The sequence below is a fragment of the Halobacteriovorax sp. RT-1-1 genome (genome assembly GCF_047085455.1).
Classification (GTDB): Bacteria; Bdellovibrionota; Bacteriovoracia; order Bacteriovoracales; family Bacteriovoracaceae; genus Halobacteriovorax_A.
In genome coordinates this window covers 472,143-491,494 of the sequence record NZ_JBKIXZ010000002.1, presented here as the reverse complement: position 1 = coordinate 491,494, position 19,352 = coordinate 472,143, and the positions used below count along the sequence as shown (strand labels likewise).

Below are 19,352 nucleotides of genomic sequence, written 5' to 3'. Positions count from 1 at the left end.
GATTAGGCCTTCCTATGTTCTTTCTTATTAATAAATCGTGATCTGGCATCGATACTTAGTGTATCAGGATACTGGATACGACTATTATAGTTTCTAAAAGCATAATTAGCGATCATTGCACCATTGTCGGTACAAAATTTCGGCTGTACAAAATGTACCTGCTTATACTTTTCTTGAAGCACTTTTCTAAGATAGCTATTACAAGCAACTCCACCACCAACAACAATTGGAAGATTATTAAATCCCTTCTCTTTTGCTGCTTCAAGTGCATAACGTAGCTTAAGCTTAAGAGCTGAAACGATAGCATGCTGATAAGAAGCACAAATATCTTTTGTATCTTGATTAATATCTTCTGGCGACTTTACAAGATACTGAGGATTCTTATCGAGGAAGGTTCTTAAAGATGTCTTCACACCAGAGAAGCTTAAGTTACAATCTTTTGATGTCTTAAGCCCTATTGGAAACTCAAAGCGATTAATATCACCTTCTTTTGCAAGATCATCAATAATGCGACCAGCAGGATAGCCTAGCCCCATTAGCTTTCCACCTTTGTCATATGCTTCACCAGCGGCGTCATCAATTGTTGAGCCAAGAACTTCAATCTCATCACTTGCGCTCACAAGTGTGTAGAGGCTGTGGCCTCCACTTACGAGAAGTCCTAAGTATGGATATGAGACTTTTTCTGTTAAGTGGATTGCTTCCAGGTGAGCAAAGAGATGGTTTACTGCAAAGAGATCAACTTTCTTTAAAAGAGAAATTGTCTTAGCAGCATTAAGTCCTGTAAGTAATGGCCCTAGCAGTCCAGGGAAAGTCGTCACACCAACAAGATCAATATCAGAAAGGTTTACACCGGCCTTACCAATTGTTTGCTTGATAAGAGGTGCTAATTTTTCAAGATGATTTCGAGAGGCAATTTCTGGAACAACTCCACCCCATTGGGCGAGCATTTGTTCTTGAGAAAATAGCTCAAAGGCCAACACCTCAGGCACTTCACCTTGAGAAATCTTATCAGGATCTCCCTTTAGAACTGCTACTGATGTATCATCACAACTTGTTTCAATACCTAAAATATATTTAGTGGCCACGAAATATTCCGTTCTTACGATTAAATAATAAGATGCACCCTATCATTATTTTAAGATTTTATCGACAATTTTGATGATTTTTTCAAAGTGATCGCGCCCGAAATTATCCGCTAAGTACTGATAAATAGTACGGCTTTCGTCGAGATTGTAGTTTCGAAGCTCAATTTGCTTAGCAAGTTCATGGGCAACAATAAAGACGGCCGTTAGTGGCTTAATCTGATTCGCATAAAGTCCACGAGGAAATCCGGACCCATCTGGCCTTTCGTGGTGGTTAATCAGAATCTCATACATATTCTGATCTGCCAGCCCTTCCTTCTCAAGCATCTCACTAATTAAGCGCCCGTGCCCAAGGACAAGGTTCTTATCATAATCTGTAAGCTCGGCCTTAAGTAATTCTTCTTGTGACGAAATACGAGCAAGGGCCTCATCTTCAAGTAGAAGATCATGAAAGACAGCTGTTCGAATAAGAGTTTCAATATTATCTTTCTTCCCCCACTCTAGTTGCTTTGAAATTTCAACGGCAAAGAGGCTTGTTAGATAACAATGATCGTAGAGATAATTTGTCATATTCTCGCGCTCTTTTAAAAGGTTTCGAAGTTTTGGACTTCCCTGCGCAAGTTTTGAAATATTTGAAACATAGCTATCAACAACAGTAGATGTTCCTGTGCTAATTCCATAGCGGCCAACGAGGCGCTTTAGAGTCATCATGGACTTTTGAGCTATATCAAGATGCTCTGCTGGAGTTGAAGGATCATACTTTAAAAATGAAACCTCTCCTGCTTTCTTAACGTACTCATCGATATCGTCTTTGTTGATATAGAGGTAGTTTATATCGCGATCAAGATAGCTCTCAATTTGTGAAATCGTAAATGTGTCTCCGCGGTGAATAACCTTTACGAATTTAGAGTCACTAAGCTTTACGTATGTATCACAAATGGCCAGAGTTCCTCTTAAGAAGTACTCTGTATTAATTTTCTTATATGCACTACTTGATTGAACAAAAGTAGAAACACCACCTAATTGAGTTAGAAGCTTTTCAAATTTAACAAATGAAAATGGCTTTGGTAGATGTTCTCTTTTCTTATGATAAGTTACATCTCTTTCAAAGTTAACAAACTCTGCTTCAGTGTATGAAGTAATGACAAGAGATGGGATATTACAATCAATTGAATCATAGAATGAGAAGATATCATCATCACCTTCTCTAAAATAGTCTGTGACAATTAATTTATAATCTTTTGATGATTGAAGCTTTAATTTTAATTCGCGAAAGTTTGAAACACGAATGACATTTACACCTTGAAATGCATTTTCAATACCCAAGACATAAATATCACTTAGTTCAAAATCTGGTTCGGCCACTAGTACGTTAAAGCTCATAGGAGTTATTTTAACACTTCCATGTTTATAAACTAGAAGGAACTTTGTGCTTTAACGAACCCAGTATAGGACCATGGCAATATAGCAGGCCAGGAAAACTCCACCAGCGATGCGGTAGAAGGCCCTTTTTGCAAAACAGATTGCTAGTAAAAATAGTGAAGCAAATAGTAGAGCGGACATCTCCGGTATAAAGTTTTCCGCAATCTTGATTTTATAGAACACTAAACTACCTAAAACAAAAGCCGCATTGAAAATATTTGAACCGATAATATTTCCTGTAATGATATCCGAGTTCTTTCCCTTACGACTTGTCATGATTGCCGTAACCAGTTCAGGGAACGAAGTACCAAAGGCGACGAAGATTGCCGAAATAACATAATTTGAAATTCCAAACTCAAGAGCAACGGCTGTTCCACTTTTAACCAGTAACTCTCCCCCTCCATATAAAAGGGCAAAGCCAGCAAAAAGGTGAATGATTTCTTTTGGCCCTATTTTCTCATCCATGTGATGAGGCTGTTCTTGATTACCTAGGTGAGCACGTTCTTTTTTCATCGAAGCAAATGTGTCCCATAGATAGAAAAGCATAAAACCAATTAGTAGAGCACTTCCCCACCAGTAGATTTGATCTTGTAGAAGAACGATCCCAAGAATTACTGTAAGTGCTAGGTGTAGAAGAAGTTGTTTCTTGATTTCTGTTCCAGAGATGAAAAGACGTCCCATTAATCCAGATACACCAAGAATAAGAAAAAGGTTGGCAATATTAGAGCCGACAATATTTCCCAGAGCAATTCCCGGCTCACCGCGATAACTTGCAAGTTGAGAAACGAAGAATTCTGGAAGCGAAGTCCCAAAGCCCACAATTAATAAACCGATAACAAGTGGTGATAACCCTAGAGCAAGTCCAATCTTTTCAGCTGACTCCAGAGCGAACTCTGCACCATAGTAAAGCATAACAATAGCAAGAATTAATAACACAACTTGTAAAACCATATTTTATTTCCAATAATTAGCTTATGACTAATTCAAATAACTCTTCATTTCTAAAAAATATTTTTTCTAAGTTTAGCAAAAAGAAATTCAAATTTCTAAGTATTTCGACATGTATGATTGCAGATGCTTTTGTCGCTTTTTATCTTTATTTAGTTTACGCAAATCCGCAAACCTATCGAGAAAGCTTTAAGATTGCTTATCAATCACTAAGGCTTGTTGATCCGAATATTGCAAATGGAATAAAAGATCCTCACTTTCAAGATCAAGTTATCCAATTAATGGTCCATACGGTGATCTCAATTATTTGTGTCTACTTAATTATTCACCTAATTATTTATATCTTTCGCCTCTATAATAAAAAGTTTGCACAGAGTTATATCAAACTCTATTCATGGACAGGTGGCGTGCTTATGATCTCTATAGCGCTCTTCAATCTTGATACTCCAAGAGTGGCCATGTTTATGATTCCAGGGGTTTTACTTTTATTTAATGCACTAGGCTTTAAGCACGTGGATCAAATGAAGGAAGAATAAAATTTGTTAAGTGAGGAAGAGTCCAATCTGGCATACTGCGAGCTTGTCCCTTTGCTTTTTGCAATCCACAAACTGCAAGTAAGAATGAGTCAAAGGCCCTTACATTTTTTACAATAACTTCAAGATCATTATCGTAAATAAAGATTCCCAATTTATTCTCAATCTTTTTAACGATATCAAGGCGTGCCTCAACTCCAAGATCAAGATCCGTTAAATTGACGATATTTTTTTTAAGGACAATGCGACTTTTTAGAAGCTCTAATAGAATGAGGTTTACATGTCCTTCATAGAATTGGCACTCTTCAGGAAAGTGTCTCTTCATATATGAGAAGCGTGAAAGCATCATAAGAGATGTATTTCCAAATGAATCAAAAGTTGTATTGAAGAGCTCTAATAGCTGATCGTGATAAGAGCACCATATCCAAAAATCAAGAGAGCGATTCCAGTAAGGAATAAAGCCTTTCTTTAATCTTCTCTTAAAAGACTTCGAAAGCATGAAATCATTAGACTCTTTTACAAATGTATCGCGATCAAAATGAGTGAGGTCTTCAAAATTTCTCCTTCGCTCATACTCTTTTGGATTTTCCTCTTCCATCTTTCGATCCATCTCTAAGATCGATGCAATATCTTCACGAACCTGCTTCACATCGCCAACGGGGCATTTTGCAACACCTGGACACTTAAGGTCACAGTTATGACAAGGAGGCTTCGATAATGGAAAGTCGATAATAACGTGCTTAAGATTATACTTATCTATCCACTGATTGAGGATATCATCACCATCTTCAACGTCTTCATCACGAACTTCATCTTTTACATGTAGAATTGATTTTAAAAACCAGCGTCCGCTTCCCTCGTGATGATCAAGAAGACAGAAGAAGAAATTATCTCTTCGTCCACCTTTCATTGATAGTCCTGCAACACGATTGAAGCTTAAATTCATAGCGGTTTCTCAACACTAAACTCTAACACTTGCATATCTTTTACACGTGCTAGTTCTTTTAAAACCTGGGACTTATGCTGAGGGCCATGTGCCAGTAAGAAACATCCGCCTCCGCCAGCTCCACAAACCTTCATTCCAATAACCAAGTCTTTTTCACGAAGTTTATTATAAATATCTCGCATATCATCTGTAACAATACCCGAAAATAGCTTTTCTCTTTGCGCACCCTCTTGGCAAAGCATTCCAAGAAAGTCATCGTACTCACCATTTCGAATTGCATTGTATGCGCTAAAAGTTAAATCACGAATTTTTCCAAGCCCTTCTCTTACACCATTTTGATTATCAAAGAAGTCTTTATAAACTTGCCAATTATTAATGGCCGAAAGTCTAAGTTGTCCTGAATACACAAGTGTTAAGTGTGACTCCACAAAGCTCTTAAATTCTTCATTGTAGAGCTGCTCAACTTCAATACAACTATTTGTCGCCTTTAGAGCAAGTACCCCACCATAAAGAGCAGGATAATAATCCTGATACCCACAAGGGCCCTTATTTAAAATCTTGGCCTCAATATTTTGAACTGTATTAATCGCAGTTTGGCGATGAAACTCAACTCCACAATAGTCACACAGGGCCTTATAAACAGTTACTCCCATAGAAGACGAACCACCAAGGCCTGCCCCCGGAGGAGAACCAGACTCTGTCGTTAAACGAATACCACTAGTTAATTTAAAGTGATGAAGAATTTGGGCCAGAAAAGATAAAGCTCCAAATGTATCACTATCAAAGTCTTCGTATGTGAATTCTACGCTAGAGTGTCTTGTTACCGAATCGTAATCTACTGAAACAAACTCAACACCCTCAAATTCTATTTCTTCAACCTTAACCTTGGCCTTAAGAGAAGTTGCAAGATTAAGAGTAATTGTATGTCTTAAGACCTGATTTAGTGGAACAATATCAAGAGTTCCACCAAGAAGGTCAACGCGAACCGATCCTTCGGCCTTGGCAATCATATTATCCATTATAAATTCCAATAAACGGAAGCTCTCGGTAGCGGCCATCAAAGTCAAGCCCATAGCCGATAACAAATTTATCCTCAATTTCAAAGCCGAGGTAATCAATTTGAACTTCGTGTTGTGTTTTTACTTTCTTATGTAAAAGAGTCGCTAGCTTAATTGTCTTAGGTCCTCTTTCTTTTAACATTTTCGTTAGCTCACTAATTGTAAGACCTGTGTCCACGATATCTTCAACAAGAATAACATTCTTATCTTTGATATCGACTTTAATATCTTTTGTAATGGAAACCTTTCCAGTACTTTCGGTCCCTTTGTAAGAACTTGCTCCAATGAAGTCAAAATATACAGGAGAACTCATTTGGCGAATTAGATCTGCCACAAAAACGAAGGCTCCGTTAAGCACGCCAATGATCACAACTTCCTCACCTTGAAAGTCTGAATCAATCTTAGTTGCAAGCTCTTTGATTCTTTCGTTAATTTTCTCTTCAGAAAAATAAGTTTCGATTGCCATGAATTCTTCCCCAATTCCTATACAAATGAATTATTTAAAATTTCCCCAACGCCACCTGCGCCCGGAACAATATATTGCTTTCCAGTAAGCCCAACTTCTTCATCCCACAGTGTTCCAGGAATTGTTTTAAGAACATGATCTGGAGATAGCCCACGATCAAGTCTAAGAGCATAGATTTCAACATCTGGATGATCTTTTTGCATTCTCTTAATATACTCAGGAGTTACGATAAGATTAAGTGAAATATACTTAAGTGCACGCCCTTTAACTTTGTCTTTATAATGACCAACGGCAAACGACATTGAGCCACCAGTTGCTCCCATTGGATCAGGAAGCAGAACAATTGCATTTTCTTGGCCACCACCAATTTTTGAGCCCGAAACATCAACACCAATGACCTGCTCATTCTCATCGACTTTGCGCTGAACATAGAAATGGTCTTGGCGAATTAGTTCAGGATTTAAAAAGTAATTTAAATTCTCAAAACAGATATGACTTGGAAAAGTTCCCGCGCGAGCAAGGTCTACACAAAGAACTGGCTGTTCCCTTTTTATCACCTCTTGTTTAAAGATGGCCTTCTCTGTTAATCCGGCCATACGAGAGCGCACTTCCACGACTTCTTTAGGAAACGAGTTTCCTAAAACAGATTCTAATAAAATGAAATAGAGTTTATGAATTAAGTGATTTAATTCTGGCTGAATAACACCTTCGCTTGAGAAGCGTGCAAGTAAACTTTCAGCAAGAGGATTGGAGAGAATAAAAACATTCTCTCCATACTTATGTTCGATTTGACTAATTTTATATTGGTTCGAATTTTTAGATTGTGTTTTCATTGTTCAATTTCACCTCGCCATTAGAGTTTACCTCTTTTAGGCCTCCAAGTGAAATCGAAAATGCCTTAACATCTTCATCTTCTTCGTAGTAATCGAAGTGAGCACGACAACGAGCTTCGTAAAGATCGGCCTCACCTACTAATACTGTTTTATTATTGTCAGATGGTAGTCTGTAAGACTTCGAAGCAGGTGCGCCACAAACAGTACAAATCGCTTGAATCTTCATAACATCATCAGCAATACATAAAAGCTCAGGCATTGGACCAAATGGCTTTGATTTGAAATCTTGATCAAGACCAGCACAGATAACGCGAATACCACGACGTGCTAACTTTGAAACAACTTTGATAATTGTTGCATCAAAGAATTGAACCTCATCAATTGCCACGATACGAGTTGAATCATAAACCTTCTGTAAGATTTCAACTGCGTCTTTGACAGGCTCAGCTTCCACATGACGTGACGAGTGACTTACGACATTTGTCTTGTGATAGCGATCATCAATAACAGGCTTGAAAATTTGAACTTTTTGACGAGCAATTTGTGCTCTAGTTACTCGACGGATAAGTTCTTCCGTTTTTCCAGAAAACATTGGGCCGCATACGACTTCAATGCCACCAGTTGCGTGTGCGTGACTTGCGTACATTGACTTAAACTCCTCTTAATGTCAGATATTTTTTTGTGTTGTGTCTCTAAATTCTATTATGACGGCCGGGCCAGTTTTAGGCCACTTACATCTTCTTTCAAAAAAGGAAGGCAATGCGCTCAACGCGTAAAGACTAAATAAAGCTTATCATGAGCGTTAGGTACATCACCATAAAGAGCATGAAGCCCACGATGAGTAATAACGGAGACATAAGGATGAAGAAGCTCTGCACAAATGAGAATTGCAGATTATAACGCAGTCCAAAGTACAAGTAGATCACTTGAGAAATAAATTTTAAAAAATCTCCAAAAATTGGGATGATTAAGAAGAAATTCCCAACTAACGCACCTGCTATCACATCTTCTAACTCAATATCCTTTAGGTCTTTATCGAATAGACTTGCAAACATTGTGATAATTAAACGCCAGAACTTAACAAATACCCAAGCAGAAAGTGGAAAGAAGACGACTTTAAAAAGTGTCGAAAAGAGAAAAAGCTTCTGTTGAAATTCACTTGAAGAAAAGATTGCTGGCAAGAAACCATCTTCGGCCATTTTCCCCGCAAGATTTATTCCAATATGAATTTGTGCAAGAGAGTATAGGCCATAAATGAAAACAAAGGGCCATGAAGCTAGAGCGAAGTCTGCAAACTTTAAATTAACTCCACGCTCACTCTCCTCTTTAACGATCTCAAAAAGCCTCGCTTCTTTGATGCGTTCTATCTCTAACCTGTGGTGAGCTATATTAGAGTTCACAAGTTTCGGATAAAGAAGAAATTTAATGTATTGAATATATATTTCTAGCACGTCTCTATTTTAATCGAGTTCCTCATAAATTGAAACTAGGCAATGACCTACTCTTTAAGTTTAGTATAAAAAAACTCTTTAGGTGTTTGTAAAACTTCACGAAATTTCTCATAAGGAATACTTGAGCGATCGCGATTCTTATCGTTAGCATCTGCTGGAAAAGCTGTTTCGAAGCGAGCAATAAGCCATGTCGACTTTTGTCCATCAATTACGGCCATATAAAAAGACTGATTTAATTCAATCTTCTTTCCCACTAAGAAGCTGACAGCTTTTCCGCTAGTAAAATTAAATGTGATAGTCTCTGCCCCATCAAATTTTAAAAGATTCTCGTCTACTTCATCACTTTCAAGGATGCGATCAACTTTCAGCTTCTGTAATTCATCATAGAAAAGGTTAAGATTATCTTCAATTGCTTCTTTTATCTCAATTGTATTTCCAGCAACAGTAATAGATTTAATCTTTCCATAAGTAGAGAAGCTAAGAATATTTCTTTTCTGAGTTATTAAGGCAACTTCCTTTTGCTCATCTTTTTCAACTAAGAAATACGCTGCAAAAATAGAAAGAACTAATATGACAAAGAGATAACGATTCTTCATTAAGCTGCAAACTTCCTTCTCTGGTAAAGAACTAGAGCGATCACAAGATAAACAAGAGGCAGAACAACAATAGAGAAATAAAAAATCACTTTCTTTTCAATATCTGAAACTAAAAGTGGAATTTCTTTAAATACGACTGAGTGTAGAGAAGTCAGTTGTCCTTGACCTGATAACCAGTGATAAAGATTTGATACATATTTAAAATTACTTTGATAACTAAAGAACTTATTTGAAATAAAGGCAGAGTTTCCAATAGCAACAATTGCAGGAACTCCATCTCTTGTAATGGCCGCGGCCATATCAATAGGTCCTTCAATATCCTCACTATCTTTTTTTACATCCCCAGCGATAACAGAAATCATCTTCTTCTCTGCCCAGCCTTCAGGCGTCGAGGTTGCCAGGGCGTGGAAACTTCCCTTCTCTTCTTGTGGTAGAGTTGAAGTTATGGACGAAACAAGCGGAAAGAAAACTCTCTCAGTAAAGTCTGAATTGATATTTAAAGAATCGTAGCGAGAAATAATCGGCGCAGTCCCTTTTGATGACTCAAGTCCATTAACAGGATCCATCACGATGTCATTTGCAATATTAAGTCCGTTATCCGAAAAGAATTTCTTTATATTTGCCAGCTTTTCTCCGTGGAAATTCGGCATAATCGCTGCAAAAACTCGACCACCATCGAAGTAGTAATTTTCTAGTTTTGAGATTTCTTCTTTTGAGAAATCATTTGTTGGCTCAAGAATCGTAAAGACATCACAAGACTTAGGAATTTCATTTGCTTTTAAAAGATCAACTACATTTAAACGATAAGCCGACTGCTTAAGAACATGTAATAGTCCTGTAAAACCATTATCAGAACTGTCTTGAAATTTCGCATTATAATTAAAACAAATAGTCGGATCCTTATCTCTTTCAAGTCGAATGAGACCATTAGTAATTCCTAACTCAAGAATACGAGTCACCACAACTTTCTTAAGTTCTTGTCCATCTTGTTTTGCTAATACAATTGAAGGAGAAACTGTCACTCCATATTGAGCAATCATATCTGGCCTTAACTCAGGATCATAAAACTTAGTCACAAGTGAAGGATTTTGATTCTTATAAAGTTCAAGTAGTGAAAGAATAGCATTCTTTGATTCTTTATTAGAAAAGACCACCATTTCAACCTTATCATCAATCTTCTTAACAGTTTTAATTGTTAGTTCAGAAAGAGTATTTAATTGTCTTTTACTTAAGTCCCAGATTGGTCCTCGTTTAAAAACAATTAGGTTTAATACTGCAAGGATACAAAATATTAGAAAGAAGGCAGTAAAGTTTGATAGAAGATTTTTTCCAAATGTACTCTTAACAAAATTTTTAACTTCTTCAAGATGAAAGTAAAAAGTTAGAAGAGTTAAACAAAGAGCAATGATAAATGTCGCGCCAACTAAAAAAATATGCTCAGGAATTATAAGAAATAGAAAACAAGCAATAAGATAAAAAATGGCACAGAGGCTTAGGGTAATTCTCTTCATTTTCTAACTCCCAAGTTTCGAATACCAATAAAGCTAAAGAAGCCAACGAAAGAAAGGATATAAACTAAGTCAAAACTAGAAACAGCTCCTCTAGCGAAATAGAAGATATGTGAGCTAAAACTAAAGTATCTCATCATGGCCTGAATCATTTCATTATCAATAACATTCGAGCTTGCATAAATAATTAAGAAAGAAAAAAGTGCACCAAATGAAATAACAATGGATGCAATATAAGAGCGACTTAATAATGAAGCGTTAAGCCCAACAATTAAGTAACAAAGCCCTAGTCCATAAATTCCCAGCATATTTGTAAATAAAATGGCAAAGTCGTTAAAGCCTTTTGGCGCTAAGAAAAGAGGAAGTATAAAAATAGGTAAAGTAATAAAGACGAGCTTCGTTGCAGCTGCAAAATACTTTGCAAAGAAGATTGAATCGTCAGTTAAATTTGAAAGCTTTAAAAGCCCAAAAGTATTTTCTCTCTTCTCCTTCACAAAGGCTCCCATCGTTAGCATTGGAGCAAAGAAGAGAAGAATAAAATTAAGTGCTGAAAATGTCGGTGCAATAACAAAGTCCACTATTGTCTTATTTGTTAATTGCGGTGCCATTTGTAGATTATTGTAAAAGATTGCAGACATAATAAAATTTGAGATGGCCGCAAAGATATAAATAATTGGAGAAGAAAAGCTTTCGCTAATTTCTTTCTTATAAATCAACTTAATACCTTTAAACAGAGGAAGCTTCTTATTCATGAGTTCCCTCCTTTTTTGCTGTTAGCTTTTTAAAGATATCCTCAAGTCCTACCTTAATATTTTGCTGCGATAAAATAGCTAAATCATTTTGAGCAAAATATTTAGATAGTGTAATTCTTAAATCACTGTCTTGTGTTTGTCCGCTAAACTCATAAATATCATTCTTTTTAATAAAGCTTATTCCCATCTCTTTTAGGCCTTGAAGCTTATTTTCATCAACTGATTCAAACTCAACTTCAACTCTTTGATCAACTTCAAGCTGCTTTTCAATATCACCTATAGGCCCATGAGCAACAATGATACCTTCATTAAGGATTGCAATATCATCACAAATCGAAGCAAGATCACTTAACTGATGAGAAGAAATGAAGATCGTGTGATCTTTTGAAAGATCCTTAATCACGTCCTTAATTTGAATAATGGCATGTGGGTCAAGCCCAACAAGTGGTTCATCTAGCACAAGAAGCTTTGGATTGTGGCAAATTGCAGCAGCAATCCCTACTTTTTGTTTATAACCTTTAGATAAATTCTCAATTCTTTGATGAGCAACTTCTTTAAGTCCGCACTTCTCAATAACTTCTTCGATTGAATAGATATTTTCTTCAACTTGATAAATTTCTTGGACGAATTTTAGAAATGGCCTAACACACATATGGCGATAGAGCGCTGGCTCTTCAGGAAGGTAGCCAATCGTTAGTTCGCTATCTTTAACGAGACTTCCCCCCGTATACTCCTGTTCTTCAAGGATGATTTTCATTAGAGTCGACTTACCTGCACCATTTGGTCCAAGGAATCCTAAAACTCCTTTGCGACCAATTGTGAGATTCACCCCTTTGAGAACATCTTTACCAGGAAATGTTTTTCTAATGTCCGACAACTCTACAAGGTTATTGTCACTCATTCCATAAGTCCTTAATTAAAAATCCTTCTTTAAAATCCTAGCAAAAAATGAAACAATAAGAAAAGTCTTAAAATTTAATCATTTACCTAACTCTGCCGACTAGGATAAATATGACCAGAAATGTAGAACGCTTCAAGAAGCTTATTGAAAAAGCTAATAATATTGTTATTACAACTCACATCTTTCCAGACGCCGATGGTATCGGAAGTGAGATTGCCCTTTGCATGGCCTTAAGAAACCTTGGGAAGAATGCAATCTGCATTAATGAAGAAAAATTATTCGATCGCTATCGCTACCTAGATCCAGATGGTGTGATTACAAATTACAATGATTCAAAAGACTACTTTGATAAAATTGATTTATTTATCGTAACAGATACTAACGCTCTTCCTCGCATTGGTAAGAACGTTCAAGAGCTTGTTTTAAAATCAAGCGAGCTTCTATTTATCGATCACCACCCTTGCCCAAAAGAAATTGCGGCCATCCACTGTGTCGATTCTTCAAAGGCAGCAACAGGAGAACTAGTTGGCGAGTTAATTGAGGCGCTTGGTGTAAAATTTGATAAGAAAATGGCCTTGGCCCTTTATACTTCAATTATTATCGACACAAGCTCATTCCGCTATCCTACTGTAACAGGTAATACGCATCGTATTGTTGCAAAACTTATGGATACTGGAATTTCTCCTCCTCAAGCATTTAATCAAATCAACGGTGTTAAACAAGTTGAATACATGAAGCTCATAGGAAAGGTTCTATCCTCTTGTCAAATGAGTCCTAATGGCAAGGTTGCTTGGATTTCTCTAACAGAAGAAGAGATTGAAAGCTTTGGTTGTGAAACTGAAGACACTCACGGCTTTATCAATCACCTACTCATTCTTGAAGGTATTGAAGTTGCTTGTATGTTTAGAGAAGTTGGTGACAAAGTTAAGATCTCATTTCGCTCAGTCAATCAAACAGTTGACGTTGGCGTGATTGCCCAGGCCCTTGGTGGTGGTGGACACAACCACTCAGCAGCTACAATCATTGATGGAAACCTTGCAAAGGTCATTCCTGAGGTGATTGAAAAAATTGAATTAATGATTGAGTAAGTAGACTCTACTGATTAAGAATTTTTGCCAGAACATCTCTTTCTTTATCAGAAAAATTAAATGCCCCTGCTGTTAGTACACCCTTAAGCTTTTCTTGAGTAGCTGGATCTTTTGGATCATTCTTTGCGATATCACCAAAAGGCTCTCCTTCAGGAGTGATCTTTACTTCCGCCTTTGTCGCCTCTTTAATGGCCTGCGCTTTTTTCTCTACAGGTGAAGACGCTTTTTGCACTGCTTGCCCTTGTTTAGTAGCTTTATGTTCAGCAATTGCGGCCTTCATTTTTTCTTCTTTTTCTCTTTTGTGATTTTCTATTTTTGCCTTAATTTCGCCTCTACTTAGCTCAGAAGGCCTTTCACGTCGAACGATACTTTGACCACCAGTAGATTTTGAAGCAACAGGTAAGTCTGCAGCGGCATTACTACGCCCTACTTTCTTAGTGGCCGTTGTTGAATTAGTTCGTAAATTTGTTCTGTCACTTAATAATCTCACCCCTATATTTTAACCTTTTCTCACTTGAGATGTTAGGTGGAAAATTTCGGGGGATGGACCTTTTCGATTAAGGTTTCGACTAGTTACAAAGGCAGTGTCCATTTTCTACGGCAGTTTTGAAAGTAAAATTCTAAACGACCATCCGAGGCGATCACCCTCAAAAAAAGTCATGTAGAGCACCACTAAGTATTTGAAATAACAAGACCATTTCTGAAAAAATTTACATTTTTTTCAAAAAAAGTAAATTCAGATCAACATCACCTTGTTTAAATTCTTGATTTCTTCATAATGCATTTATCGAAATTGAAGAGAGAACGATTTGTGGTCTTTGTCGTACGTCAGTGGAGTTCAATTAGTTGTAAAAGAGCACAAGCCTTCAAAGAGACTTCTATTAAAAGGAAAATGAATAATCAATAGAAAGTCATTTGAGGTAATTATGAAAAATTCTGTAGTATTTAAGCAATCAAAACTTTTAATCACTTCTGCACTTATGGCCCTGTCACTATTAACGACGTCATGTGGTTCGGGGGACAGTTCTAGAAACATGGACATTCCAGGTGTAGATGGACCAAAAGTAGTCCTTCTAGGTGATGATATCTTAGTTGATATTATTTTAGAAAACGTTGTTGTTGAGGGTGGAGCTCGTTTCAATATCCCTAACTACACAAATTCTTATGTTGAAATTTCACCAGACCTTCAATCAAACGGTACACTACTTGCTTTCTCTGTATCGTTAGATGATATTTTTGGCGGAAAAGTTGATCGTCTTGATCCACTTACTCTACCAGGTGGACGTGCAATTCCAGGTGTTTCTGGTGGTGCCCTTCCAGCAGTTGCTTTCTCAGTACCAAGTATTAAGAATATTGCTTTTTACGTAGGTCCACAAATCTTTGGTATTTGGGTTCCAGTAAATAACCTTAATATGGCAGGTGCAATGCTTACAACTCGTTTCTATACTGATAGCAAGAGAGTTGGTAACCTTTCACTTGTTGGTGAAGATGCAAATGGTGAAAACGGTGGTTTCTTCTTAGCGCTTACAGTTTCAAGCTCACAAGAAAGATCACTTGAAAGACTTGCTGATAGATACTAATCAGAAGTTTTAAAAATTCTGTAATAACTGACCAAAACATTCTATACAGGAAAAATGCCCCTAGGAATCTAGGGGCTTTTTTTTTCTTCAAAAAAAATTAAGAACCCCTTCATATCTGTCGATAGATGAACATACGAGAGAATTTTTTCCTATAAACTAGTGAGGTATGGATATGGAAATCACATTAAGAAAAAGACTACTGACAGTCGTGGCTCTACTAAGCTTCTCTTTCTTCTCTGTTTCTTGTGGAGAAGGAAATGTTGAAATCCCAGGTGTTGATGGACCGAATGTTAATCTACTTGAAGATAACGTTGTCGTTTCAATGGTACTTGAAGATGTTTCAATTATGGCAGGTGCTACTTACAAAGTACCAAAGTACAAGAAGTCATTTATCGGACTTAACCCTAACCTAGAAGGTGCTGGTTCAGTTCTAACGTTTACTGTTTCACTTGATGATATTTTCTCATCAGATGTAAATAGACTAGACCCTAAGACTCTTCCTGGTGGACGTATGATCCCAGGTGTAGCAGCAGGTGCTCTACCAGCAGTAGCATTTACTGTTGAAAAAGTTAAAAACATGGCATTCTATGTTGGTCCAAAAGTTTTTGGTATTTGGGTACCACTACAAAACTTTAACCTTTACGGATTTGCATGGACAAAATCATTCAAAGCTGGTGACAAGAGAGTTGGTAACATCTCACTATTTGGTCAAGATGAGAATGGTGAAAACGCAGGTTTCTTCCTAGCTCTATCAGTTAAATCTGCATACGAGAAGAGACTTAAGAAGCTATCACGTAAGTATTAAGCATCCGCAAAATTGACTGGCATAGACCAGTCTATTGTTTGCGGTGCTAGCTCCCCTGCTCTTTAGCTAGACAATAGGAGCGAGAGCGAGGGTTCAAGCCCGAGCGGTTCGACTCAGGAGCAATGGGAAAATTAAAGCACAAAAAACAAGGCCCGCTTATAGCGGGCCTTTCTTATTCAGCTTGAGTAACCCAAATCTTCCATCTAAACTTCGTCTCTTCATTATTATCAAGAACAATCTTAATTGGACGAGTTCTCCCCTCTAGATCGTTAATAACAAAGAATTCATTTCCTAGAATACTTGTCATATTATAAAGACCTTGATGAAGGTTATAATCGATTAGATACTTAATAAACGTTAAACTCATTGGGGCCTGAAGGCTTCCAAGGTTATCAACTCTCTTCATTTTAGAAAGTTGTTTTCTTGTTTGATAGCTTCTTAATGAACCATTAAATCTTTCAAGAGTCTTCTTTGAGAATTTATAATCGTCTTTAAAAGAAGGCATTGCTACTTCAGTTTGTTTCTTAGACTTCTCATAATTTAAGACGGCCGTTTCAAACGCAGAAAAAACAATCTCTTTAACTGGCTCAGGCTTCTTTGGTTCAGGCTTAGGTTTTCTAATGATTTTAATTGTTTTTATATCAACCGTTTTGATAACCTTAGGCTCTTTAACTTCAACCTTTGCTACAATTTTAGGTTCTTCTTTAACAACCTTTTCTTCAACTAAAGTAATTCCCTTCTCATCAAACTCTCGCAAAGAACCAAACCAGAAAACTTTTAAATCATCCTCACCCTTTAATGCGGTACGAATAATCTCAGCACTCTTCTTATCGATAGAAACTTGATCCTTTGTCATCTCTTCATAACGAGAAAAACAAGACTCACCTTTTCCACTAGCATTGATAATTTTATAGGCACTCGTCGTTAAAATTTCTTTCTTAATCTCTTCAACATTTAGCGCAGATAAATAGCTATCTTCCTCACTACACAAGCTTTGAATTTCACTCTTAACGAATTGGCAGCTGTTAATAATAGAAGTCTTGCTATCACCACCAAAGTGACTGCTAAGAATCTTAACTAAAGTTGGATGGTAATTTGCTAAATCAAAACGTCGATCCGTTTGGAGCTTAATAGGATACTTCCCCCAGTCAACGATATCGGGAAAGTAGTCAGATACTCTTTTAGTAAAGAGTTTCATATCTTTAGACTTCGGCTTACATGATTTAAAAATTGCATCATAGCTAAGAGCGCAACTCTTTTCATCACCTAACTGATAAAGAGCAATACTTGATTGACGGTAAAACTCATAAAGACTTGCAATACTTGTTAGTCGCACTAGGTAGCGCATATACTCAATATTTTCAGTCATCTCATGCTTTGAACAAGCAAAGTTAGGATAGATATAGCGATCAAATTCTTGAGTTAAATCAAAGATAGCAGGCTCAAGCATTACACTAAAGTATGTCCGTCCTGTAACCTCATCAAGGAACTCTTGTTTATCGTTTTGATAATCAATAACTAATCGAGGGTCCAGTGGTCCTTCATAGACTTCAAAGTCCCACTCACCTTTTTTCACGTCTAAGGCCGAGGCAGTAAAACCCAAGGCCAAAATTTGTAAGTATTTAAAAATATTCATCCTCTTTATTTTACCCAGATAAGACTCAGGGCAGGAACATAGGTAATAATGGCCAAACAAATTAGTAAAATAAGAAGAAAAGGTAAGGCCGAGCGATACAGTTCAGTAATCGGTCTCTTAAATCGAATAGAACTAATAAAGAGGTTTATTCCCACTGGAGGAGTTATATAGCCGATCTCTAAATTTGTTAAAAAGACGATGGCCAAGTGAATTGGATGAATATCAAACTCTTGAGCTAATGGAAGGATGAGAGGTACGACGACAATTATCGCACTAAATATATCCATTAAACTTCCAACAATTAAAAGGAAGATGTTCAAGAAAGCAAGAAAAGCGTACTTGTTCGTAAGAATGTGGTTAAAAGCACCAAAGAGTTGATTAGGCACCTCTTCATCTACTAAGAAATTAGTTAAGCCAAGAGCACAACAGAGAATAATTAAAATAGCACCTACCATTGTCATTGAATCCACAACGATTTTAGGTACATCCTTTGTAAAGCTTAGATCACGATAGACAAAGCACTCGATCATTAAAATATAAAACGCAGTAAAGGCAGCTGCTTCTGTAACCGTTACAATCCCACCGTAAATTCCGACAAGTACAGCAGGGGCCAAAAATAATTCAAACGCTGCGCCCTTTAAAGAAAGAAGCGCCTCTTTCAAATCAAACTTCCCTCTTTCACTATGGTTCTTCGGAGCCTTTAAGATTGAATAAATTGCTAAACCAATGATGAGAAGCATTCCTGGAACAATACCGGCCTTAAAAAGCTGATCAATATCCACTCCTGCTACAATTCCATAGAGAATAATTGGTAAGCTTGGTGGAAAGAGAAGACCTAAAGAACCTGAAGTCGTAATAAATCCCATCGTGAATTTATCATCGTGACCGCGATTCATAAGAATTGGATAAATTAATCCACCTAAAGCAACAATCGTTACCCCACTAGCACCAGTAAAGGCAGTAAAGAAAGCACAAAGAACGAGTCCAACAATAGCAACTCCTCCAGGCATCCATGAAAGTAGCGCATTCGTGAAACGAAATAGTCTTTTTGGTGCATTCGATTCAGCAAGTAAGTAACCAGCAAAAGTAAAAAGAGGTATCGTTAGAATTGTCGGGGCCGATGCGAGACGGTAAATTTCAACAGAGACGGCCGACGGCTCAATTCCATTATGAAAGAAAGCTGCAAGGGCAAGACTTCCAAGAACAACAAAGAGTGGCACTCCAATTAGTGCCAAAATAAATGCGGCAATACTAATTGTTATGAGGCTCATAATCTTCCTTAAAATTTAAAAATGCCAAGATCGTGCGAATGAAGATCAGGGCGAAGCCAATTGGAATGATTGCGACTAAAACAGAAGAGTGCAATCCCAGTGAAGTTAAGTTTCCAAATTGTTTCTCGACATTATAGAACTGAACACCTGAAGCAAAAAGCCAAGTTGTTCCAACAATAATACACACTTGAGTTATCTTATTTAGAATGAATAAAGAACGGTGTTTACCTTCACTCTCTAAAAATTTTGGTAAAATCTCAATTGCAATATGCCTCGACTTTCCACTGGCAAGTGTTGCACCTAAGAAGGCCAGAGCAAATACGAGATGTCGAACAAGTGGATCAACCCAAGAAAATGAAATATCAAACCAACGAAAGATAATGGCTAAAACACTTAAGCCTAGCATAACAGCAACATTGGCCACAACTAGCCAGCCTACAACGAGATCTGTAACTTCTTCTATCTTGCGTATCATG

Annotated in this window: 21 protein-coding genes; 4 read left to right on the top strand and 17 right to left on the bottom strand. The window is 37.1% G+C overall.

Going from position 1 to position 19,352, the window contains the following annotated elements; translation table 11 throughout:
* Positions 1 to 2 precede the first annotated feature (2 nt).
* The 3 genes from tsaD to ACMAWV_RS12725 are packed head-to-tail and all read right to left on the bottom strand — an operon-like array spanning position 3 to position 3,455.
* Complete coding sequence (gene tsaD, locus ACMAWV_RS12735) at positions 3 to 1,085, bottom strand: tRNA (adenosine(37)-N6)-threonylcarbamoyltransferase complex transferase subunit TsaD (RefSeq protein ID WP_158246953.1); 1,083 nt, start codon at positions 1,083 to 1,085, stop codon at positions 3 to 5.
* Positions 1,086 to 1,130: 45 nt separating this feature from the next.
* Complete coding sequence (locus tag ACMAWV_RS12730; RefSeq protein WP_392993047.1) at positions 1,131 to 2,465, bottom strand: HD domain-containing phosphohydrolase; 1,335 nt, start codon at positions 2,463 to 2,465, stop codon at positions 1,131 to 1,133.
* 51 nt (positions 2,466 to 2,516) lie between these two features.
* A complete protein-coding gene (locus ACMAWV_RS12725; RefSeq protein ID WP_103219232.1) occupies positions 2,517 to 3,455 on the bottom strand; it encodes a calcium/sodium antiporter in 939 nt (312 codons plus the stop codon).
* Between the two features lie 23 nt (positions 3,456 to 3,478).
* Between ACMAWV_RS12725 and ACMAWV_RS12720 the strand changes: the two genes are divergently transcribed.
* A complete protein-coding gene (locus tag ACMAWV_RS12720) occupies positions 3,479 to 3,988 on the top strand; it encodes a hypothetical protein (RefSeq protein WP_392993051.1) in 510 nt (169 codons plus the stop codon).
* Here ACMAWV_RS12720 and ACMAWV_RS12715 read toward each other — a convergent pair.
* The 10 genes from ACMAWV_RS12715 to ACMAWV_RS12670 form a co-directional block, all read right to left on the bottom strand.
* Positions 3,957 to 4,931 (bottom strand): hypothetical protein, encoded by a 975-nt coding sequence (locus tag ACMAWV_RS12715; protein WP_103219230.1) that lies wholly within the window; start codon positions 4,929 to 4,931, stop codon positions 3,957 to 3,959. The two genes, ACMAWV_RS12720 and ACMAWV_RS12715, sit on opposite strands and share 32 nt — an antisense overlap.
* Positions 4,928 to 5,950, bottom strand: coding sequence for a hypothetical protein (locus ACMAWV_RS12710; RefSeq protein WP_158246952.1), 1,023 nt, complete (start codon positions 5,948 to 5,950; stop codon positions 4,928 to 4,930). Before ACMAWV_RS12710 ends, ACMAWV_RS12715 begins: the two co-directional genes overlap by 4 nt.
* On the bottom strand, positions 5,943 to 6,455 hold the full coding sequence (hpt, locus tag ACMAWV_RS12705; RefSeq protein ID WP_103219228.1) for a hypoxanthine phosphoribosyltransferase: 513 nt from the start codon (positions 6,453 to 6,455) through the stop codon (positions 5,943 to 5,945). The genes ACMAWV_RS12710 and hpt overlap by 8 nt, the downstream gene beginning before the upstream one ends.
* A 17-nt stretch (positions 6,456 to 6,472) precedes the next feature.
* Complete coding sequence (locus ACMAWV_RS12700; protein ID WP_103219227.1) at positions 6,473 to 7,288, bottom strand: uracil phosphoribosyltransferase; 816 nt, start codon at positions 7,286 to 7,288, stop codon at positions 6,473 to 6,475.
* Positions 7,272 to 7,934: a thymidine kinase gene (locus ACMAWV_RS12695; protein WP_103219226.1), complete on the bottom strand. Its 663-nt coding sequence runs from the start codon at positions 7,932 to 7,934 to the stop codon at positions 7,272 to 7,274. Before ACMAWV_RS12695 ends, ACMAWV_RS12700 begins: the two co-directional genes overlap by 17 nt.
* A gap of 133 nt (positions 7,935 to 8,067) precedes the next feature.
* A complete protein-coding gene (locus ACMAWV_RS12690) occupies positions 8,068 to 8,739 on the bottom strand; it encodes a hypothetical protein (protein ID WP_103219225.1) in 672 nt (223 codons plus the stop codon).
* A 47-nt stretch (positions 8,740 to 8,786) separates the two neighbouring features.
* Positions 8,787 to 9,335, bottom strand: a complete 549-nt coding sequence (locus tag ACMAWV_RS12685; protein WP_392993055.1) for a hypothetical protein — start codon at positions 9,333 to 9,335, stop codon at positions 8,787 to 8,789.
* Positions 9,335 to 10,846: a Gldg family protein gene (locus ACMAWV_RS12680; protein ID WP_412470273.1), complete on the bottom strand. Its 1,512-nt coding sequence runs from the start codon at positions 10,844 to 10,846 to the stop codon at positions 9,335 to 9,337. Before ACMAWV_RS12680 ends, ACMAWV_RS12685 begins: the two co-directional genes overlap by 1 nt.
* The gene (locus ACMAWV_RS12675) at positions 10,843 to 11,595 is read right to left on the bottom strand and encodes an ABC transporter permease (RefSeq protein ID WP_412470274.1); all 753 of its coding nucleotides are present in this window, start codon (positions 11,593 to 11,595) and stop codon (positions 10,843 to 10,845) included. Before ACMAWV_RS12675 ends, ACMAWV_RS12680 begins: the two co-directional genes overlap by 4 nt.
* On the bottom strand, positions 11,588 to 12,496 hold the full coding sequence (locus tag ACMAWV_RS12670; RefSeq protein ID WP_412470275.1) for an ABC transporter ATP-binding protein: 909 nt from the start codon (positions 12,494 to 12,496) through the stop codon (positions 11,588 to 11,590). The genes ACMAWV_RS12675 and ACMAWV_RS12670 overlap by 8 nt, the downstream gene beginning before the upstream one ends.
* Positions 12,497 to 12,606: 110 nt before the next feature.
* Between ACMAWV_RS12670 and ACMAWV_RS12665 the strand changes: the two genes are divergently transcribed.
* Positions 12,607 to 13,584, top strand: coding sequence for a DHH family phosphoesterase (locus tag ACMAWV_RS12665; RefSeq protein WP_412470276.1), 978 nt, complete (start codon positions 12,607 to 12,609; stop codon positions 13,582 to 13,584).
* Positions 13,585 to 13,591: 7 nt separating this feature from the next.
* Here the strand turns inward: ACMAWV_RS12665 and ACMAWV_RS12660 are convergent, their stop codons facing one another.
* Positions 13,592 to 14,074 carry a hypothetical protein gene (locus ACMAWV_RS12660; RefSeq protein WP_103219219.1) on the bottom strand — a complete coding sequence of 161 codons (483 nt, stop codon included), beginning with the start codon at positions 14,072 to 14,074 and terminating at the stop codon, positions 13,592 to 13,594.
* 436 nt (positions 14,075 to 14,510) lie between these two features.
* On the opposite strand from ACMAWV_RS12660, the gene ACMAWV_RS12655 reads away from it, so the two are divergent.
* On the top strand, positions 14,511 to 15,164 hold the full coding sequence (locus tag ACMAWV_RS12655) for a hypothetical protein (protein WP_103219218.1): 654 nt from the start codon (positions 14,511 to 14,513) through the stop codon (positions 15,162 to 15,164).
* Positions 15,165 to 15,336: 172 nt separating this feature from the next.
* On the top strand, positions 15,337 to 15,969 hold the full coding sequence (locus tag ACMAWV_RS12650; protein WP_103219217.1) for a hypothetical protein: 633 nt from the start codon (positions 15,337 to 15,339) through the stop codon (positions 15,967 to 15,969).
* Between the two features lie 172 nt (positions 15,970 to 16,141).
* Here ACMAWV_RS12650 and ACMAWV_RS12645 read toward each other — a convergent pair whose 3' ends face one another.
* From ACMAWV_RS12645 to ACMAWV_RS12635, 3 genes are read right to left on the bottom strand one after another with little or no spacing between them, the layout of a single operon-like run.
* On the bottom strand, positions 16,142 to 17,605 hold the full coding sequence (locus ACMAWV_RS12645; protein WP_412470277.1) for a hypothetical protein: 1,464 nt from the start codon (positions 17,603 to 17,605) through the stop codon (positions 16,142 to 16,144).
* A gap of 5 nt (positions 17,606 to 17,610) precedes the next feature.
* A complete protein-coding gene (locus ACMAWV_RS12640; RefSeq protein WP_103219215.1) occupies positions 17,611 to 18,876 on the bottom strand; it encodes a TRAP transporter large permease in 1,266 nt (421 codons plus the stop codon).
* On the bottom strand, positions 18,857 to 19,351 hold the full coding sequence (locus ACMAWV_RS12635; RefSeq protein ID WP_103219214.1) for a TRAP transporter small permease: 495 nt from the start codon (positions 19,349 to 19,351) through the stop codon (positions 18,857 to 18,859). The genes ACMAWV_RS12640 and ACMAWV_RS12635 overlap by 20 nt, the downstream gene beginning before the upstream one ends.
* Position 19,352 lies beyond the last annotated feature (1 nt).

Bases quoted from the DNA above. Each gene is read 5' to 3' on its own strand.
- ACMAWV_RS12730 (WP_392993047.1), bottom strand. From the start codon at position 2,465: ATGAGCTTTAACGTACTAGTGGCCGAACCAGATTTTGAACTAAGTGAT.
- ACMAWV_RS12725 (WP_103219232.1), bottom strand. From the start codon at position 3,455: ATGGTTTTACAAGTTGTGTTATTAATTCTTGCTATTGTTATGCTTTAC.
- ACMAWV_RS12720 (WP_392993051.1), top strand. From the start codon at position 3,479: ATGACTAATTCAAATAACTCTTCATTTCTAAAAAATATTTTTTCTAAG.
- ACMAWV_RS12715 (WP_103219230.1), bottom strand. From the start codon at position 4,931: ATGAATTTAAGCTTCAATCGTGTTGCAGGACTATCAATGAAAGGTGGA.
- ACMAWV_RS12710 (WP_158246952.1), bottom strand. From the start codon at position 5,950: ATGGATAATATGATTGCCAAGGCCGAAGGATCGGTTCGCGTTGACCTT.
- hpt (WP_103219228.1), bottom strand. From the start codon at position 6,455: ATGGCAATCGAAACTTATTTTTCTGAAGAGAAAATTAACGAAAGAATC.
- ACMAWV_RS12700 (WP_103219227.1), bottom strand. From the start codon at position 7,288: ATGAAAACACAATCTAAAAATTCGAACCAATATAAAATTAGTCAAATC.
- ACMAWV_RS12695 (WP_103219226.1), bottom strand. From the start codon at position 7,934: ATGTACGCAAGTCACGCACACGCAACTGGTGGCATTGAAGTCGTATGC.
- ACMAWV_RS12685 (WP_392993055.1), bottom strand. From the start codon at position 9,335: ATGAAGAATCGTTATCTCTTTGTCATATTAGTTCTTTCTATTTTTGCA.
- ACMAWV_RS12680 (WP_412470273.1), bottom strand. From the start codon at position 10,846: ATGAAGAGAATTACCCTAAGCCTCTGTGCCATTTTTTATCTTATTGCT.
- ACMAWV_RS12675 (WP_412470274.1), bottom strand. From the start codon at position 11,595: ATGAATAAGAAGCTTCCTCTGTTTAAAGGTATTAAGTTGATTTATAAG.
- ACMAWV_RS12670 (WP_412470275.1), bottom strand. From the start codon at position 12,496: ATGAGTGACAATAACCTTGTAGAGTTGTCGGACATTAGAAAAACATTT.
- ACMAWV_RS12665 (WP_412470276.1), top strand. From the start codon at position 12,607: ATGACCAGAAATGTAGAACGCTTCAAGAAGCTTATTGAAAAAGCTAAT.
- ACMAWV_RS12655 (WP_103219218.1), top strand. From the start codon at position 14,511: ATGAAAAATTCTGTAGTATTTAAGCAATCAAAACTTTTAATCACTTCT.
- ACMAWV_RS12650 (WP_103219217.1), top strand. From the start codon at position 15,337: ATGGAAATCACATTAAGAAAAAGACTACTGACAGTCGTGGCTCTACTA.
- ACMAWV_RS12645 (WP_412470277.1), bottom strand. From the start codon at position 17,605: ATGAATATTTTTAAATACTTACAAATTTTGGCCTTGGGTTTTACTGCC.
- ACMAWV_RS12640 (WP_103219215.1), bottom strand. From the start codon at position 18,876: ATGAGCCTCATAACAATTAGTATTGCCGCATTTATTTTGGCACTAATT.
- ACMAWV_RS12635 (WP_103219214.1), bottom strand. From the start codon at position 19,351: ATGATACGCAAGATAGAAGAAGTTACAGATCTCGTTGTAGGCTGGCTA.